The sequence below is a fragment of the Salmonella sp. NW38 genome, from assembly GCF_051807745.1.
In the GTDB taxonomy this organism is placed as follows: Bacteria; Pseudomonadota; Gammaproteobacteria; order Enterobacterales; family Enterobacteriaceae; genus Salmonella; species Salmonella enterica.
On the sequence record NZ_JAMMTO010000009.1, the window covers coordinates 70,777 to 88,822 of the forward strand.

General features: G+C 48.6%; 16 protein-coding genes and 4 pseudogenes. 11 read left to right on the top strand and 9 right to left on the bottom strand.

Annotated features, from left to right (window positions below):
• Nucleotides 1–74: 74 nt before the first annotated feature.
• The 3 genes from prc to NA624_RS16055 form a co-directional block, all read right to left on the bottom strand.
• The gene (gene prc, locus NA624_RS16045) at nucleotides 75–2,123 is read right to left on the bottom strand and encodes a carboxy terminal-processing peptidase (protein ID WP_001091237.1); all 2,049 of its coding nucleotides are present in this window, start codon (nucleotides 2,121–2,123) and stop codon (nucleotides 75–77) included.
• Between the two features lie 19 nt (nucleotides 2,124–2,142).
• Nucleotides 2,143–2,829, bottom strand: coding sequence for an RNA chaperone ProQ (gene proQ, locus NA624_RS16050; protein WP_000431401.1), 687 nt, complete (start codon nucleotides 2,827–2,829; stop codon nucleotides 2,143–2,145).
• A 97-nt stretch (nucleotides 2,830–2,926) separates the two neighbouring features.
• A complete protein-coding gene (locus NA624_RS16055) occupies nucleotides 2,927–3,424 on the bottom strand; it encodes a GAF domain-containing protein (RefSeq protein WP_001518229.1) in 498 nt (165 codons plus the stop codon).
• A gap of 128 nt (nucleotides 3,425–3,552) precedes the next feature.
• Between NA624_RS16055 and yebS the strand changes: the two genes are divergently transcribed.
• The 5 genes from yebS (at nucleotide 3,553) to NA624_RS16080 (ending at nucleotide 9,611) form a co-directional block, all read left to right on the top strand.
• Nucleotides 3,553–4,836 (top strand): membrane integrity lipid transport subunit YebS, encoded by a 1,284-nt coding sequence (yebS, locus tag NA624_RS16060; protein WP_439040277.1) that lies wholly within the window; start codon nucleotides 3,553–3,555, stop codon nucleotides 4,834–4,836.
• Nucleotides 4,805–7,438, top strand: coding sequence for a PqiB family protein (locus NA624_RS16065; RefSeq protein ID WP_001542507.1), 2,634 nt, complete (start codon nucleotides 4,805–4,807; stop codon nucleotides 7,436–7,438). The genes yebS and NA624_RS16065 overlap by 32 nt, the downstream gene beginning before the upstream one ends.
• 77 nt (nucleotides 7,439–7,515) lie before the next feature.
• The gene (gene rsmF / locus NA624_RS16070; protein WP_001562951.1) at nucleotides 7,516–8,955 is read left to right on the top strand and encodes a 16S rRNA (cytosine(1407)-C(5))-methyltransferase RsmF; all 1,440 of its coding nucleotides are present in this window, start codon (nucleotides 7,516–7,518) and stop codon (nucleotides 8,953–8,955) included.
• 117 nt (nucleotides 8,956–9,072) lie between these two features.
• Nucleotides 9,073–9,309, top strand: coding sequence for a YebV family protein (locus NA624_RS16075; protein WP_024131167.1), 237 nt, complete (start codon nucleotides 9,073–9,075; stop codon nucleotides 9,307–9,309).
• Between the two features lie 110 nt (nucleotides 9,310–9,419).
• Nucleotides 9,420–9,611: a YebW family protein gene (locus NA624_RS16080; RefSeq protein ID WP_000457838.1), complete on the top strand. Its 192-nt coding sequence runs from the start codon at nucleotides 9,420–9,422 to the stop codon at nucleotides 9,609–9,611.
• 18 nt (nucleotides 9,612–9,629) lie between these two features.
• On the opposite strand, the gene pphA is transcribed toward NA624_RS16080, so the two are convergent.
• The 3 genes from pphA to sopE2 form a co-directional block, all read right to left on the bottom strand.
• Nucleotides 9,630–10,280, bottom strand: a complete 651-nt coding sequence (pphA, locus tag NA624_RS16085) for a protein-serine/threonine phosphatase (protein ID WP_000986166.1) — start codon at nucleotides 10,278–10,280, stop codon at nucleotides 9,630–9,632.
• A 224-nt stretch (nucleotides 10,281–10,504) separates the two neighbouring features.
• Nucleotides 10,505–10,669 carry a hypothetical protein gene (locus NA624_RS16090; RefSeq protein WP_001134848.1) on the bottom strand — a complete coding sequence of 55 codons (165 nt, stop codon included), beginning with the start codon at nucleotides 10,667–10,669 and terminating at the stop codon, nucleotides 10,505–10,507.
• Between the two features lie 284 nt (nucleotides 10,670–10,953).
• Nucleotides 10,954–11,676 carry an SPI-1 type III secretion system guanine nucleotide exchange factor SopE2 gene (gene sopE2, locus NA624_RS16095; protein ID WP_000182069.1) on the bottom strand — a complete coding sequence of 241 codons (723 nt, stop codon included), beginning with the start codon at nucleotides 11,674–11,676 and terminating at the stop codon, nucleotides 10,954–10,956.
• A 683-nt stretch (nucleotides 11,677–12,359) separates the two neighbouring features.
• Between sopE2 and NA624_RS16100 the strand changes: the two genes are divergently transcribed.
• Nucleotides 12,360–12,755: a DUF1398 domain-containing protein gene (locus tag NA624_RS16100; protein ID WP_000422881.1), complete on the top strand. Its 396-nt coding sequence runs from the start codon at nucleotides 12,360–12,362 to the stop codon at nucleotides 12,753–12,755.
• A gap of 329 nt (nucleotides 12,756–13,084) precedes the next feature.
• Nucleotides 13,085–13,561 carry a hypothetical protein gene (locus NA624_RS16105; RefSeq protein ID WP_000102091.1) on the top strand — a complete coding sequence of 159 codons (477 nt, stop codon included), beginning with the start codon at nucleotides 13,085–13,087 and terminating at the stop codon, nucleotides 13,559–13,561.
• A 128-nt stretch (nucleotides 13,562–13,689) separates the two neighbouring features.
• Here the strand turns inward: NA624_RS16105 and NA624_RS16110 are convergent, their stop codons facing one another.
• Nucleotides 13,690–14,109 carry a GNAT family N-acetyltransferase gene (locus NA624_RS16110; protein ID WP_000354401.1) on the bottom strand — a complete coding sequence of 140 codons (420 nt, stop codon included), beginning with the start codon at nucleotides 14,107–14,109 and terminating at the stop codon, nucleotides 13,690–13,692.
• A 369-nt stretch (nucleotides 14,110–14,478) separates the two neighbouring features.
• Here NA624_RS16110 and NA624_RS16115 point away from each other — a divergent pair.
• A pseudogene (locus NA624_RS16115) lies at nucleotides 14,479–14,747 on the top strand (hypothetical protein).
• 165 nt (nucleotides 14,748–14,912) lie between these two features.
• Nucleotides 14,913–15,053: a hypothetical protein gene (locus NA624_RS16120; RefSeq protein ID WP_001640444.1), complete on the top strand. Its 141-nt coding sequence runs from the start codon at nucleotides 14,913–14,915 to the stop codon at nucleotides 15,051–15,053.
• 142 nt (nucleotides 15,054–15,195) lie between these two features.
• Here NA624_RS16120 and NA624_RS16125 read toward each other — a convergent pair.
• Together NA624_RS16125 and NA624_RS16130 are read right to left on the bottom strand one after the other, a co-directional pair.
• Nucleotides 15,196–15,558, bottom strand: a pseudogene (locus NA624_RS16125) (transposase); the annotation flags it as partial.
• 90 nt (nucleotides 15,559–15,648) lie between these two features.
• A pseudogene (locus NA624_RS16130) lies at nucleotides 15,649–15,720 on the bottom strand (DUF4113 domain-containing protein); the annotation flags it as partial.
• Here NA624_RS16130 and NA624_RS16135 point away from each other — a divergent pair.
• Together NA624_RS16135 and NA624_RS16140 are read left to right on the top strand one after the other, a co-directional pair.
• A pseudogene (locus NA624_RS16135) lies at nucleotides 15,707–16,273 on the top strand (fimbrial protein); the annotation flags it as partial. The pseudogenes NA624_RS16130 and NA624_RS16135 overlap by 14 nt on opposite strands.
• A gap of 790 nt (nucleotides 16,274–17,063) precedes the next feature.
• Nucleotides 17,064–17,978: a DMT family transporter gene (locus tag NA624_RS16140; RefSeq protein WP_001233445.1), complete on the top strand. Its 915-nt coding sequence runs from the start codon at nucleotides 17,064–17,066 to the stop codon at nucleotides 17,976–17,978.
• The last annotated feature ends 68 nt before the right edge of the window (nucleotides 17,979–18,046 follow it).

Below are 18,046 nucleotides of genomic sequence, written 5' to 3' on the forward strand. Positions count from 1 at the left end.
ATTTTGTAGCATTATCCTGACGACTTCTGCGCTTGTTAAAAAAAACAGGCACAATTTTTTGTGCCTGTTTAGCGTTACTTATTGGCTGCCGCCTGCTCCGCTGGTTTTTCTTTTTCAAGATGCGCCAGGTCCAGAGCAATCTTCACCGTTTCATCAAGGTACGGGTCCGGCTCCTGGTAATCCTTTGGCAGATCGTCCAGTTTCTTCAGCAACGGTTTACCCTCGCGTTTAAACCGATCGTTAATACGCGCCAGACGCAGAGCGTCTTCTTCATTGTTCTCTTTCTCACGCTGCGCATAATTCAGAGAGACGATGTTGCGCTTATCCTTCATGGCATTGAAACGTGCGATATCCTTCATGATGTACTGGAACTCAGGATCTTTGGCGATACGCGCGTTGTGTTCTTTCAATAATTCCGGGCCAAACGGGGCCAAATCGTCCGATTTCACGTATTTCGCCGCATCAATGCTATCCCACGGCAAGGCGTTATCTTCAAATTTTTCTCCGGTTTCCGTCTCTTCATTGCCAGTCGGCATGATGATATCCGGCGTGACCCCTTTACGCTGCGTACTACCGCCGTTGACACGGTAAAACTTCTGAATGGTGTACTGCACCGAACCCAGCGCAGGCCATTCCGGGCGAAGCATCTGATCGTAAATTCGGTTTAGCGAACGATATTGCTGTACCGTCCCTTTACCGAAGGTCGGCTCACCGACAATCAGCGCGCGACCATAATCCTGCATCGCGGCAGCAAAGATTTCCGATGCCGAGGCACTGAAACGATCGACCAGCACCACCAGCGGGCCTTTGTAGTAGACCACGCCGTCGGTGTCGCTATCCTCACGCACTTTGCCGTTATTGTCGCGCACCTGAACTATTGGACCAGAAGGGATAAACAGACCGGAAAGTGAAACGGCTTCCGTCAGCGCCCCGCCGCCGTTTGAACGCAGATCGATAACGATGCTATTAACGTTCTGTTTTTCCAGCTTCTGAAGCTGAACTTTGACATCATCGGTCAAGCCAACATAGAAGCCTGGAATATCCAGTACGCCAACTTTTTCCTTGCCGACGGTTTTCACCGACATTTTAACCGCACGATCTTCAAGACGAATCCGTTCACGCGTCAGCGTGATGATACGCGTTTTCGTCCCTTTACCAGCCGGCAGTATTTCCAGTCGGACCTTGCTGCCTTTTGGCCCTTTGATCAGCGCCACCACATCGTCAAGACGCCAGCCAATCACGTCGACCATCGGTTTTCCGGCCTGCCCTACGCCGACGATACGATCGCCGACGCTAATCGACTTGCTCTTCGCTGCCGGGCCGCCGGCGACCAATGAGTTAATGACAGTATAATCGTCATCCATTTGCAGCACCGCGCCGATACCTTCCAGAGACAGGCTCATTTCGGTATTAAACTGCTCGGTATTGCGGGGAGAAAGATAATTCGTATGCGGGTCGATTTCACGCGCAAAAGCGGTCATCGCCAGCGAGAACACATCTTCACTGTTGGTCTGCGCCAGGCGACGAATAGCGAATTTGTAGCGACGCGTCAGCGTTTCGCGAATTTCTTTGTCGCTCTTGCCGGTGAGTTTCAGACTGAGCTCATCGAATTTCACTTTACCATCCCACAGCGCATTTAGCTCAGCCTCATCTTTCGGCCAAGGCGCTTTACTGCGGTCCAGGTTAAACGTATCGTTTCCGGTGAAATCCATTGGCCGTTCCAGCACTTTTAGCGCGTACTGGTAACGTTCAAACCGGCGCTTTTGCGCCAGGTTATAAAGATCGTAAAAAACATCCAGCTTACCCGTGCGCAGCTCATCGCCCAACACGGTTTTCTTTTTCGCAAACTGCTCGACATCGCTCGCCAACAAAACGTTGTGGCTATAGTCGAGAAGATTCAGATAGCGATCAAAAATCTTTGCCGAAAATGCCTCATCCAGATCGAACTGGCGATAATGGGAGCGGGTAAAACGCGACGTTACGCGCTCGCTCACCGTCGCATGTTGCGTCTCTTCCTTTAATACGGGAATTTGATCGGCACGCGTAATATCTTCCACGGCGAAGGACTGGCCTGCTAATGCAAGCAGGCCAGCTAACGCGGTAAGCCTAAAAAAAGTGTTCATGCCAGGCCTGGCCTCCGTTTCAGAACACCAGGTGTTCTGCGCGTACAATCAAAGACATACCCGAATTCAGCTGTACACGGACACCATCTTTGGTGATTTCTAATACGGTGGCATCCATCGCATTATTACCCGCTTTCACCTTGAGGGACTGCCCTACGGTCAATACTGAAATATCAGAAACCGGCGTGTGCTTCTCTTCGCGAGGCGCACGCGGCGCTTTCGTCGTCGGTTTATCAGCGCGAGGTTTACGTTCAGCGCCTTCTTTACGACGCGCTACCGGGCGAGGTTTACGCTCGCGTCGCGGCGCGTCTTCTTTTTCGCCAGCCGCCGCGGCAGCTTCGCGTTTTTTCGCTTGCTGCTCTGCGCGCTGCGCCTGAACACGGGCTTTGGCTTCTTCAAGCTGCTTACGCGCATGTTCGACATGCTGCTCTTCCAGCTCGCCGCACGGATTGCCATCAAGGTCGACGCGCGTTGCGCCCGGCTTAACGCCGTACAGGTAACGCCAGCTTGAAGTATAAAGACGTAAAGCGGAACGAAGTTGCGTTTTGCTGAGGTTCATTTCGCCCCCAACTCGCTCTACCAGATCCTGAAAAATACCAATTTTCAGCGGGCGAGCTTCGCCTTCCGCACTAAAACAGTGAGGAAAACGCTCGGCCAGAAACGCGATAACTTCTTTACTGCTATTCAACTTAGGTTGATTTTCCATGAAATTTCCTGATTACAACGGACGTAGCCAACAAGCAGCAGGCATGAACAGGCGTCATTATAATGACGCCATCAGTAATTGCTACGTTATCCGTTGATTATCCTGCGACGCTCGCAAAGAATTTTTTGTAATCCGTCGTTGCAAGCACGGTTTCAAGCTGTGCGACCAGCGTACGCAGGCCGTGTTCATCTTCTTCGGTAAAACGGCCAAACGCCGTGCTATCTATATCCAGCACGCCGATAATCCGTTCGCCAACCGTGACAGGCAGCACAATTTCGGCGTTGCTGGCGGCATCACAGGCAATATGGCCGTCAAACGCATGAACATCATCAATACGTTGAACCTTATTCTGCGCTACCGCTGCGCCGCACACGCCGCGACCAACCGGAATCCGCACACAGGCGATTCGCCCCTGAAACGGCCCCAACACCAGCGTATCGCCTTCGAGGAGATAAAATCCTGCCCAGTTCACCTCGGTAAGACGTTCGAACAGTAGCGCGCTGGTATTCGCCAGCGTGGCCAGAAAGCTGGTTTCACCTGCCATTAACGACTGAAAATCGCGGTTTAACGCCGCGTATAGTTCTGTTTTGCTCATTATATAATCACTTCGTGGTCTTACTCCTAAACACAGGCTATTAAAATAAGCATTAAATGCGTTCTTGCTCAAGATTATTCCTGTCATGAGTTAAGATTACATTATTCTAACACTTTGATTCACGATACATGGCTCTGAACACCTCACACGTCACGCCAACAAAAAAGCTAACGATCAGGTCAATTAGCGAAGCGCTGCCGCGCAGCCACTACCAGCGCTGTCCTGAATGCGACATGCTGTTCAGCTTGCCGGAGATGAGCGCTCATCAAAGCGCTTATTGTCCTCGTTGCCAGGCCAAAATTCGCGATGGGCGCGACTGGTCGCTGACGCGGCTGACCGCGATGGCGGTAACCATGCTGCTATTGATGCCGTTTGCCTGGAGCGAACCGTTACTCCATATCTACCTGTTGGGCGTACGCATTGATGCCAATGTGATGCACGGCATCTGGCAAATGACGCAGCAGGGCGATCCGTTAACCGCCGCAATGGTGCTCTTTTGCGTGGTGGGCGCGCCGCTTATTCTGGTTTTTTCAATTGCTTATCTGTGGTTTGGCAGCCTCCTCGGCATGAATCTGCGTCCAGTCCTGCTGATGCTGGAAAAACTGAAAGAGTGGGTGATGCTGGACATCTATCTGGTCGGTATTGGCGTTGCCTCTATCAAAGTGCAGGACTATGCCTTTCTGCAGCCGGGCATCGGGCTTTTAGCGTTCGTCTCGTTGGTGGTTCTTAGCATTCTGACTATGCTTCATCTGAATGTGGAGCAACTATGGGAACGATTTTATCCGCAGCGCCCTGCTCAACGTGCGGACGAAAGATTGCGCGTCTGTCTTGGCTGCCACTTTAGCGGCTATCCGGATGCGAAAGGACGCTGCCCGCGTTGTCATATTCCGCTGCGGTTACGCAGAAAACAGAGCATACAAAAGTGTTGGGCGGCCTTGCTGGCGTCTATTGTCTTTTTGCTGCCGGCAAACCTGCTGCCTATCTCGGTAATCTACATTAACGGCGGGCGTCAGGAAGATACTATCCTGTCGGGCATTATGTCGCTTGCCAGCAGCAATATCGCCGTCGCCGCCGTCGTTTTTATCGCCAGTATTTTGGTGCCGTTTACCAAAGTCATCGTGATGTTTACGCTACTGTTGAGTATCCATTTTAAATGCGAACAGGGACTGCGGACGCGAATTCTGTTGCTGCGTCTGGTGACATGGATAGGCCGCTGGTCGATGCTGGATCTTTTCGTTATCTCGTTAACCATGTCTCTGATTAATCGCGATCAGATTCTGGCTTTTACTATGGGACCGGCTGCGTTTTATTTCGGCGCAGCGGTAATTTTGACTATTCTTGCAGTGGAATGGCTGGATAGCCGCTTACTTTGGGATGCACATGAGTCAGGAAACGCCCGCTTCGAAGACTGAAGCGCAAATTAAAACCAAACGCCGTATTTCACCTTTCTGGCTGCTACCGCTTATCGCGCTAATGATCGCAGGGTGGCTAGTATGGGATAGCTACCAGGATCGCGGTAATAGCGTGACTATCGATTTTATGTCGGCGGACGGTATCGTACCAGGCCGTACTCCCGTTCGCTATCAGGGAGTAGAAGTCGGCACCGTGGAAGATGTCAGCCTGAGCAAAGATCTGCGCAAAATTGAAGTTCGCGTCAGTATCAAATCAGATATGGAAGATGCGTTGCGCGAAGAGACGCAATTCTGGCTGGTGACGCCCAAAGCCTCGCTGGCGGGCGTTTCCGGCCTGGATGCGTTGGTCGGCGGGAATTACATCGGTATGATGCCGGGTAAAGGCAAGCCCAGAGATCATTTCGTCGCCCTGGATACACAGCCCAAATACCGGCTTAGCAACGGCGATCTGATGATTCATCTCAATGCGCCGGATCTCGGTTCGCTTAATAGCGGTTCACTGGTCTATTTCCGTAAAATCCCTGTCGGACGGGTGTATGACTATTCGATTAACCCTAACAAACAAGGCGTGACGATTGACGTTCTAATTGAGCGACGGTTTACCGATCTGGTGAAAAAAGGCAGCCGTTTCTGGAATGTCTCCGGCATTGACGCCGATCTAAGCCTGAGCGGCGCGAAGGTGAAACTGGAGAGCCTCGCGGCCCTGGTCAATGGCGCGATTGCGTTTGACTCGCCGGACAATTCCAAACCCGCCGCCCAGGATGACACGTTCGGCTTATATAAAGATTTAGCCCACAGCCAACGAGGGGTAATCGTTAAACTTGAGCTGCCCAGCGGAGACGGTCTGAAGGCGGAATCTACGCCGCTCATGTACCAGGGACTGGAGGTGGGTGAGCTTTCTAAACTGACGCTCAACCCTGGCGGTAAAGTCACCGGAGAGATGACCGTCGATCCCAGCGTTGTTCCGCTGATGCGGGAAAATACGCGTATTGAGTTACGCAATCCCAAACTGTCGTTAAGCGACGCGAATATCAGTTCGTTGTTAACCGGAAAAACCTTCGAACTGGTGCCGGGCGACGGCGAACCGCGCAGTGAATTTGTGGTGGTGCCGGGTGAAAAAGCCTTGCTGCATGAGGCGAATGCCTTAACCCTGACGCTGACGGCCCCGGAAAGTTACGGCATCGAACCGGGCCAGCCGTTAATTTTACATGGTGTAAAAATTGGCCAGGTCATCGAGCGCAACTTATCCAGTAAAGGCGTGTCATTCACCGTCGCGATTGAACCGCAGCACCGGGATTTGGTACAGGGCGACAGTAAATTCGTGGTCAACAGCCGGGTGGATGTCAAAGTCGGCCTTGACGGCGTAGAGTTCCTCGGCGCCAGCGCCAGCGAGTGGATTGACGGCGGAATTCGTATTTTACCCGGTACGAGCGGGAAGATGAAATCCACCTACCCGCTCTATGCTAACCTGGAAAAAGCGCTGGAAAATAGCCTCAGTGACTTACCGACTACCACCTTAACGCTGACGGCCGAAACGTTGCCGGATGTCCAGGCAGGTTCCGTCGTGCTGTATCGAAAATTTGAGGTAGGCGAAGTCATCACCGTTCGCCCACGCGCCAATACCTTTGACATCGACTTGCATATTAAGCCGGAATATCGCCACCTGTTAACCAGCAATAGCGTGTTCTGGGCGGAAGGCGGCGCGAAGGTGCAACTTAACGGCAGCGGCCTAACGGTACAGGCCTCGCCACTCTCCCGCGCGCTGAAAGGGGCCATTAGTTTTGATAACCTGAGCGGCGCCAGCGCCAGCCGGCACAAAGGCGATAAACGCATTCTTTATGCTTCAGAAACCTCCGCTCGCGCGGTAGGCGGACAAATTACGCTGCACGCGTTCGACGCCGGAAAACTGGCGGAAGGGATGCCAATTCGTTACCTCGGTATTGATATCGGCCAGATCCAGACGCTGGAATTGATCACCGCACGTAATGAAGTGCAGGCAAAAGCCGTACTTTATCCGGAGTACGTACAGACATTTGCCCGCGCCGGGACACGTTTTTCCGTTATTACGCCACAAATTTCCGCGGCGGGCGTCGAGCATCTGGATACGATTCTCCAGCCCTATATTAACGTTGAGCCAGGACGCGGCGCGGCGCGGCGCGACTTTGAACTGCAGGAAGCCACGATTACCGACTCACGCTATCTGGATGGGTTAAGCATCGTCGTAGAGGCGCCAGAAGCAGGCTCGCTTAATATTGGCACCCCCGTCCTGTTCCGCGGTATCGAAGTGGGAACCGTCACCGGAATGTCCCTGGGGTCGCTCTCCGATCGCGTGATGATCACCTTGCGCATCAGTAAGCGTTACCAATATCTGGTGCGTAATAACTCCGTATTCTGGCTCGCCTCCGGCTATAGTCTCGACTTTGGTCTGACCGGCGGCGTGGTGAAAACGGGGACATTTAATCAGTTCATCCGTGGCGGTATCGCCTTCGCTACTCCACCAGGTACGCCGCTGGCGCCAAAAGCGCAAGCCGGTAAGCATTTCCTGTTACAAGAGAGCGAACCGAAAGAGTGGCGTGAATGGGGCACCGCTCTGCCACGTTAAACACCAGGCTCCGGCGTACTCGCGCCGGAGCGTTTTATGCTACACTGCGCGCCTGTTTTTTTGCCGGCGATACACCTGTGGCTCAACACGCTGTCTATTTTCCTGACGCTTTTCTGACGCAAATGCGTGAAGCAATGCCTTCCACGCTCTCTTTTGATGAATTTATTTCGGCCTGCCAACGCCCGTTGCGCCGTAGTATACGCATCAATACGCTTAAAATATCCGTGGCTGATTTCCTTGCCCTAATCGCGCCCTACGGCTGGTCGCTCACGCCAATTCCGTGGTGTCATGAAGGATTCTGGATCGAGCGCGATGATGAAGATGCATTGCCGCTTGGCAGTACCGCTGAGCATTTAAGCGGCCTGTTTTACATTCAGGAGGCCAGTTCGATGCTGCCGGTCGCGGCCCTGTTCGCCGATGATAATCATCCGCAGCGGGTCATGGATATGGCAGCGGCGCCTGGCTCCAAAACCACGCAGATCGCTGCCCGCATGGGGAACCGCGGCGCCATTCTGGCCAACGAATTTTCGGCCAGCCGCGTCAAAGTTCTGCACGCTAATATCAGCCGATGTGGAATCGCCAATACCGCACTGACGCATTTCGATGGCCGCGTATTTGGCGCTGCGTTACCGGAGATGTTTGACGCTATCCTGCTGGATGCGCCCTGCTCTGGCGAAGGCGTAGTACGTAAAGATCCTGATGCGCTAAAAAACTGGTCGCCAGAAAGCAATCTGGATATCGCGGCGACGCAGCGGGAACTGCTCGACAACGCTTTTCATGCTTTACGACCCGGCGGCACGCTGGTCTACTCCACCTGCACGTTAAATCGCCAGGAAAACGAAGCGGTCTGCCTCTGGCTGAAAGAGACCTACGCCGACGCCGTTGAATTTTTGCCGCTGGGTGATCTGTTTCCTGACGCTGACCGCGCCCTCACCCCGGAAGGCTTCCTGCACGTCTTCCCGCAAATTTACGACTGCGAAGGATTCTTTGTCGCACGTCTGCGTAAAATGTCATCCCTTCCAGCCATGCCCGCGCCGGGGTATAAAGTGGGGGCGTTTCCTTTTACCCCTCTCAAAGGCCGCGAAGCATTACACGTTACCCAGGCGGCCAACGCCGTCGGACTGCTATGGGATGAAAATCTCCATCTTTGGCAGCGTGAAAAAGAGGTCTGGCTGTTCCCGGCAGAGATTGAATCACTGATCGGAAAAATCCGTTTTTCCCGGCTCGGCATTAAGCTGGCCGAAAGTCATAATAAAGGCTATCGCTGGCAACATGAGGCGACGATAGCCCTTGCCTGTCCGGCTCATGCTCACGCGTTCGAACTTTCTGCGCAAGAGGCGGAGGAGTGGTATCGCGGTCGGGATATTTATCCGCAAACACCCCCTGCCGCTGATGATGTCCTGGTGACGTTCCAGCATCAGCCGCTTGGTCTGGCAAAACGTATCGGCGCCAGAATAAAGAACAGTTACCCGCGTGAACTGGTACGTGATGGCAAACTCTTTACTGGTAACAGTTAAAAGGCGCACAAAAAAACCGCACTTTTTGACTGGCGCTTTTGCGTACGTTGACTACGCTGAAAAATGGACGGCTAAACTGGTCGTACCACAATTAGCGTATTAACGGAGAGCACGATGATGAAAACCAGTGTGCGCATTGGCGCTTTTGAAATCGACGATGCCGAATTACATGGCGAATCACCGGGGGAGCGAACGTTAACTATCCCCTGTAAATCCGATCCGGATTTATGTATGCAACTGGACGCCTGGGATGCCGAAACCAGCGTTCCCGCCATTCTCAACGGGGAACATTCCGTTTTGTTCCGTAATCATTACGATCCTAAATCTGATGCCTGGGTCATGCGTCTTGCCTGACTCAAAAAGAACCCGTCGCCAGGCGGGTTATTTATTCTTCCTTTTCTCATTTCCCCCCTGCACTAACCTCTCCTACACTATCGTGTAAAGTAGTTAACATTGAGGATGTAATGTTCGCGCTGGTACTTTTTGTATGTTACCTGGATGGAGGATGCGAGGATATTGTCGTGGACATCTACGATACCGAGCAGCAATGTCTTTATTCGATGGACGATCAACGGATTCGCCATGGCGGCTGTTTTCCGGTAGAGGATTTTATCGACGGCTTCTGGCGACCTGCGCAGCAATATAGCGATTTTTAACCCTGGTCGCTGATACCGCTATTGTATCCGCGCTAACGTCAATTGCCCGCCAAATACCGCGCCTGTATCAATATAGTGTACGTTGGCAAAATCCATGCGCCGGCGCAACGGCGTATGGCCAAACCAAAAATGATCAGCTCCGCTAATCCCGCCACGCTTATTTATGAGCCGTTCGCGGCTCCAGAGAACCTGATGTAAGTCGACCTTTTTTTGCCATTGATAGGTTGACGCTGGATAATCTGCATGAGCGATCACATGCGTGCTATGGCGGCAGCGAACTTCCAGTATCCAGGGCAGCCGCTGACAAAGGATAAAAAGCGCTTCAGCTTGCGCAGCGTGTTCAGCCGTCAGGCGGGTAAACCAGTCGCCACCATTCATCAACCACAGCGTCGACTGCGATGAGGCCCGCGCATCCAGCGCCATTTGTTCATGATTGCCGCGAACCGCCATCATCCAGGACTCACGCAGTAAAGCCAGGCAACCCAGGCTGTCCGGGCCTCTATCAATGAGATCGCCCACAGAAACTAACAAGTCTTGTTGCGGATCAAATCGACACTCACGTAACTTTTTCATTAACATTGAAAAACAGCCGTGGATATCGCCGACCACCCAGACATGCCGCCAATTCTTTGCCTCTATTCGCTGATAAATCTCTTCAGGCCGCATCATGTTTTTCCTGTCGTTCATTACCCAGGACAGATATAAAAAGATAGCGTGTGCAGATTTTTTTTGCTTAGTAAACGTGCTCTGTTGTAAATAGCGAATTTCATCAGTAGTGAGTAAATGCTTTGTTATCACCGCACTAAAATATAACTGGCTGCGCCAGGGGAGTATTATCCCCTGGCGCAGCGAGCTACTCACTATCGCCTGTTCACCTTCAATATTCTCCCTCCTTAAAAACATATCGGAAACATAAACCACATATCGACACCACAGGCTTCAGCACACTCTGTAGCTGAGTGAGATGCAAGGCAAACCAGCGCCAATGCAGGTGTCGTTACCGTGGCGACCATCGCCCCCACAAACAGGAGCAGCATAATTTTTTTTAAAGGCGGCATAACCTCTCCTGACAGTTAACAGACCATTAATCCTTATCGAGACATCATCCGTGCGCGGGTATCATAGACTTAACAACACGCAGCGTTACAAAAAAAACTGTCTGGTTATACCGGTATTTAGAGTAATAACAATTATTTTAAGTTTTAAGGGTATCCATTTGATTTTTATATTAAAATAAATATGACGACGTTTTGTTAAAAGCGTCGCCATAAAAATGAATATATAGTTTCAGAAAATCTGCTATTAATTCATACGGTTAATAGCGGTATTGTGTTTGCTATCTTCAGGAGGCATTCTGAAGATACTTATTCGCAATATTTTCTATAGTTAACTGAAATTGTTGTGGCGTTGGCATCGTCCCCTTATTAAACAGCGGCGTAACTTCTTTCATAACGATTTTCTCAGCATGCGCTTTAAAAGACACCTGCTGATTATGATTTATAAACATATGCGGATATTTAATGCTCGCTGCAGCAATGAGGGGGACGACAAAAGGATTCGCCCCTGCCCCACCTGGAGTAAATACGCCGTTTTTCATCTCTCCAGGTAGCCCCGCATTCTGCGCAGCCTCTCCTATCTCTTTCAGAAATGGGGTAATACTGATCCCTTTACTGATGAGTAATTTACAACATTGATCTTTATTATTACTGTACACGGCTGCTAATATGGCTTCGCATGTCTGACGAGCATAGGCCGGATCTTTACTCGCATTACCTTTGATATCCAGGCTATTGAGCTTTTGCAGCATAAAATCTTTAACAGTTTTACTGGTTAATACTGCCCTCCCCTCAGAGGCGCTCCCACGATGAAAATGGGTAGTCGGTATGTCTGTTTGCAGATGCAGGCTAAAGCGATCTGACAAACTCGTCGACAGGCTGATAAAGCTATTTCTAACGGCAGTAATACTTTTTGCAAAAATGTCCTTCTCCGTTGTTTTTTCTTTTACTGGTTCAACGTCACTTCTATGGATTCTGTAGTGCTGGGTGGATAGTGTTATGTTAGTCACGGTAGTTCTCCTTTTAGATAACTATGCATAGCTACACTTTATTTATATTTCTTGCTTTCAAAAAATAGCCACCTTCTCCACAACCATTTTTACTCATTGATCTTTATAAATTTTATTTTCCTGATGGATTTTGTTCTTCTGTCACTTAGCCTGTTTTTTTTCGGCGCAAGGTGATCGACTTTTATCGAGGAACATTTTTATCGGGACAATCCTGAACAGGCAAAACATCACTTCAATTCAACTACTGCGTCACACAAAACATTCATGAATATTATTATTTATGCTGATGTTGTTACGATTTTGCCCCCATTCACAGGCTGGCGACCAATTATCCTGCCAGCGAGTTAGCCGCTTTTTCAAAACCTATAAAGTCGCCATGCCAAACCTCTCCGCCACTGTAACCCTTATCTAAATATCAATTAATTAACTGATTTTTATATATTATGACTTTTCATGGCGTTCAGAAAAACTACAAATGAAATGGATTGACTCATCTATTAGTGGTCAAAAAAACGCGCTACGAGAAATAATCAGTAACAATTGCAACACTATTCCAATCATAACGTAAACTATATGATACCAGACGATTATTATTGCTTTTAGGTAACATCTTTGTATGGCTGCTTTTAAGCAACAATACTCTAACACAACATATAACATTATAACTTACAATAGGTTAACAAATGGAATTACAGCTTATGCTTAACCACTTTTTCGAGCGCGTCAGAAAGGATGCAAATTTCAACGCATTTCTAATCGATCTGGAATATAATAATATCGCTTATTACATCTATTTTGTTGCTACCGGTAATGTGAAAATTATCACTCATGCAGGCCACTTCATTTCTATTAAAAGCAATAGAAAGCTGATTAAAGTCAATTCAACACCAAATACGAAATTAATAAAATTGACTTCAGCCAAACACTTTTCGGGGGAACATTCCTATGAAAAATACTGTACCGATCTGGCAACAGCAGGCGTTTTTAAATGGATTGTTGAATTAAACCAAAAAACTCGACAATACTGGTCGAAAGACAACCAATTATTATATATAGAAAATGTGGTCATGCCGCTTTAACAAGCCAGGGTAATAATAGCGTCAGTCGTGACATTCGGCGTGTTACGACTGCGGATTATCCATTTAGAGACCATAATGAGAGTCTGACTACGAGAGTTACCCTGTGCAGTCCGACCGGCGCAGCAACGTTTGACACGATTCCCGACAACAGCATCTCCTGGTGCAGGAGAAATGATTTTCAAAGCGATATCGACTAAAAGCTCAAAATATTTGCCTGCTATTTATATTCTATCTAATTAATACCCTCCAGGAAGTGTGGCATAATTGCAGAATCTGTCAGGATTCCGGGAGCATACCGGAGCGTAATCGAAAAACCATCTGGATGATGTATGAGCACGGATGAAATCAGTTATCAAATTCTTTACCGGTACTATCTGGAAAAGCTATACAGTACCCTTACCAGAAGAGTAGATAACGTGCTGTCATTTGCCCTCGTTTTTCTCGGGGTCGGCGTCACCATAAACGTCGGGAGTCCCTTTATTCTGGGGCCAGGCATTGTGGGTATCACCATACTAAAAAGAGTACTCCGCTTCGGTACGCGATCAGCACAGGCCGACCGGCAGTCCCGCGCCTGGCTGAAACTTTTTAATACTCAGCACCGCTTTCCTTCAGATAAGACACTGTTCCTTGCCTTCACATCGCTTGAGCAAGACGCGAGCGAAGTATGGTCCATGCTTATTGGTCCTGCCATCGTCATGACTGAGACCGCTCTCGGAAAAACGCCCATTGAGCCATTGACGACGGGTGAAAAACTCTGCGCATTTTTGAGTGGCGCGACGAAATCCCTGCCAGCAGATCGCAATTGAACTGTCTTCTAAACGCCTGTGCCAGAAGCGGACGCTGATCATGGTGTGTACAGGCCACCAGTACGATATATTATAAAGCCACCTGATTGCAGCTTTCATAAAACTATGGGTATTCAAATGCAGCAAAGCTATAAACCAGGCTTAATTAAATAATGCCTTTGCGAACCTACTTTAGGAAAGTCCGGTAGCGACATTTGAAGTATATAACCCTGTTTTTCATAAAAAGGGAGAGCCTGGAAGCTAAAGGTATCTACAAGTCCATGAACACAGCCTTTCCGCAAACCTTCTTTTTCGGCCATCTCCATAAGTTTGCTCCCCAGACCGTTGCTCCTTGCAGATTCACTTACCCAAAGATAGTCGATGCAGAGCCACGGACCTTTTCTGTCAGCAATTAATCCGCCTACCATTTCGCCGCTTTCGTTTCTGCAGTAGACCCCAAGCTGCCCATTTTTACTAAAATCGACGAACTGAGCATTGTAGCTTCTTAATCCGGCTAATAGTTCTTCTTTATCAAATTCAGTAACTTGATGTGTGATTTGAATGTCCATACATATCCAATTGAACAAGTTTGCATTTGGAATATAACGTTATAAATAAGTTAATCAAATGTATCAATAGAAAGTTTATTTTTACTCCTGGGGGCAGGCCACGTCCGCTACTCGCTTAAAGCAGACCGTCAGTTGGAGTCTGAGCTGGTACAATTAATGTGCCACTGGTTAGAAATCAGTAATACGATTTTATCAGGCTGATGCTCTGGCCTGTCAGGATTTGAGGTATCCACCCGGTTTACCAGCACCCTGTATTTGGCACCAGTGGAACCAACTTCCCGATCCAGGATATCCAGTACCCACCACCGAACCTTTTTCCCCAAAAGACATGAGCAACCTCAAGCGCCTTGTCTGGATGATAACCACGGCATGAAGTTTGATAACGCGTGGAATCAGGGCGTTTGGTACGCTCTCCGTTCAGCAACTGGACGCCCTTCTCCCCAGCCTTTCAGCGTTGAAAATTTGCCAGCGCTGGGTGAAAAGTGTAGGCGAATTATGAAAATCACTTCTGTCGTTTATACTTCGAAAAGACGTTATCAAAAAAGTGGTTCGCAAGCGCGGAGTTATTAAACCTTTACTTAACGAAATACGCTTTAAGTTGCTTGAATTGCAGCAGAAAGAAAACGACGGCTTGCTGATGCTGGACAAATTAAGCAAGCATGGCATCAATGGACTGATACGCCGTCAATAAAAGGAAGGGTGCATGGACGATCCCGTCACATCACCAATCACAACAGAAGAGCACAAAACAACATTTCACAGCGTAAAGGATAAAACACGATGCCATTTTCAATCAAAAACATATGTTCAGGTCCACAAGGACACTACCCAGAAATCTCCGGACCTATACAGAACAAGCCAGTACCGAGGAATTGCACACTGATCTCAACAACATGCAAAATACAGGAGTATACAGTATTCAGCAGATGTTCCTGCAGTTTTGAAATGCGACCACCCGGTACAGAAGAAAGAACCCCACGACTAAAACTCTCAGCAACGGAGCTCTTATGGCTATCTAAAACAATAGAAACAGAGATGCGCAACACAAAAGAATGAGCCTGTCAGTAATTCTGTGTAACTGCCCAGTTAGTAAAGGTGATCGCTCAGGCGGTCACCGAACTCGATAATAAAACGGCTCATCGCCAGCCGCCAGCTCTGGATCGGCCTACTCCATTTTTTTGACGCATCCTTGATTGCCAGATAAATAACTTTTCGTACTGAGTCATCCGTCGGGAACACCTTGCGTTTCTTAATCGCGGCACGGATCACGCTGTTCAGGGATTCGATTGCGTTTGTCTTGTAGATGGCCTTGCGGATATCCGGCGGATAACTGAAGAGCGTATTGAGGTTTTCCCGGTGCGCACGCCAGCTTTTGCTGATTTGCGGATATTTATCGTCCCGGACTTTCGCGAACGTATCTAGCGCCATCAGAGCCGCCTCTTCGGTCGGGCCTGAGGCCGCTGTTACATATTAATTAAGTGATTTTAACGATTAGAATACGTTATTTTTGATTCTAATAGATTCAATTAGCTATCACTTTCCCTTCCCGTCTTTTGCGTTAAGATGGTCCAGTGCTTCCATCAACTTCGCACTACCGGCGCGCGGCGCGTTATGTAAAATCACAGATTATCCTGCGATCGTGAAAATTCCCCCTGTCGCCGTCGGCGTATTAGCCGCCGGGGGGAGTAGCCAGGTACCTTTCCACGTCAGCCTCGAATGTGAGTCCGGCGCCGTATCCAGCCCCCGTCCAACCATTAGTGCCGCCAATGTCGCAATGGGGTTTGTCGTTAATCAACCCACCGCCGTGGCGGTGGCTCGTCGCCTGGGGATAACCGCATCCGCAGGCGGTCTGTCGTGGCTACTGGACGCCCATTATGGCGACCCCGGCGTAGCTTCCGGAGTGGGAATTCGCATCTATAACGATGCCGGTACGCCGATTAATCTGTTGCCCGATCGTATCAGGACGGGCATCGGCAACGCCCGAGGCTGGTATGGCTATAAAGATTTAACCACACGGGTATCATCCGGTTCAGTAGAAACCTACAGCGGTGATTTTACTGCCTCACTTGAGGCGATCGGCGGACAAACAGTAACAGCAGGAAGCGTTAATGCGCAATTACAGGCATCGCGTCGTAGTGTGTCTGGCATCTATATTACGTTATAAACTGTTTTGCTCTGGTAACCCATTATGTTCTGCGGTTACGTAATGGGTTTTACAAGCTCTGGTGATGAATCTGACTCAGAACAAATTCTTCCAGGTAGCCGTACGGCCAGGAGAAGTAATTTAGAAGCGGATCACAATTTTGTTAATTGATTAGATTTTATCCCAAATGGCGCCAGTATTAAGGTCGCCATATAAAAACATTCTATTACAACGAGTTATCTCCTCCTGCCTCCGCCCCGGCGCAAAGCTATAGTTTTTTCTATCTCCTTGTGAAACAAACAATTATTCTTGCTATGGCGCTGATTAACAATCGTTCGCGGGCAACGTACATTCAGCGAGTTTCAGAGCTTCCTGACGGAATTCAGCCGGTGCTGTTTCTGGGGCTTCTTACTGGTTGATACAGATCCTACCTCTTACTTGAGAATTTACTCATTTAGCCGTATGTCCATTATGGGTGGATAAGATCATTTATCATCGTAAGGGTTGAAAGCGATAAGTTAAACCTGTCCTGGCTCAACAAGGGACCCGACTAATGATGAGCTCTTCATCTTCAAGGCGTTTTATGCCTTCCAGCAAGAATAGACATTAAATCGACAACTGCTGCCAGGTCTTACAGGCGCAGTGGACAATCGTGTGGTAACAGCCTGAGTCATTTATTATTTTTCTCATTCAGCATAACTGCGTCTTCTGATAGAGAAATTTTTATCTAAACATATAAAAAACACAGTGAAGAAAACGCTACTTTTTTCTAGCTAAAAAGCTAAATTAATTTTTTTACGGAGAGGATCTTATGCGCAAGGTGTCGATATCTATATTATTCATGCTAGTTTCACTGACTTGGGGGACTACATGGTTGGCCATGCGAATTGCCGTTGAAACTATCCCTCCAGTGTTTGCAACCGGAATGAGGTTTATGTTTGCAGCACCTTTTTTAATCATCATTGCATGGTTAAGAAAAAAAACACTGTTGTTTCCTCCCGGACAACGATTATTCCAGTTTGTGATATGCATCTTTTATTTTTGCATTCCTTTCTCACTAATGATTTATGGTGAAACCTATGTCAACTCTGGGCTTGCCGCCATTATCTTTGCGAATATGCCTGTGGCCGTTTTGATAGCATCGGTTTTGTTTCTAAATGAAAAAGCGAAACTAATGCAGATCGCGGGCTTAACTATCGCAATCACTGCATTGACGGGGATACTTCTTGAAGAAACGAATACAAGTACAGAGAGTCACTGGCAGGGTATCACTGCGCTTATTTCTGCTGTGTTAATCCATGCCATAATATATACACAATGTAAGAAAAGAAGTTGTACTGTCTCTGTTATCACATTTAATGCGCTCCCGTGCCTTTTAGCTGGGTTGATACTTTCTGCGACAGGATGGTTTTTTGAAAGACCACAAGTATCAACCTTCTCAGTACACTCAATATTAGCTACCCTGTATCTCGGGGCTTTTGCCGGAGTTTTTGGTATCCTGTGCTACTTTGCACTTCAGCAAAAGGCTAATGCCTTCCAGGCTTCGCTTGTATTTCTTATCTTTCCGCTGATTGCGGTAAGTCTGGAAGACTATATTTATGGATATGCTATTTCAACACACTCAATGCTGCTTATTATACCATTAGTTATCGGGATATTTCTTACTCTTGTCGCCAGAAATATCCCTGTAACCAGCCGATGCCGGGATAACTCATCACAGAAATAATCGATTTATAATAACGCAAATAATTCCTGATGCCTTACTGAGCTCCGGCTAATGCGGGGTGGATAAGC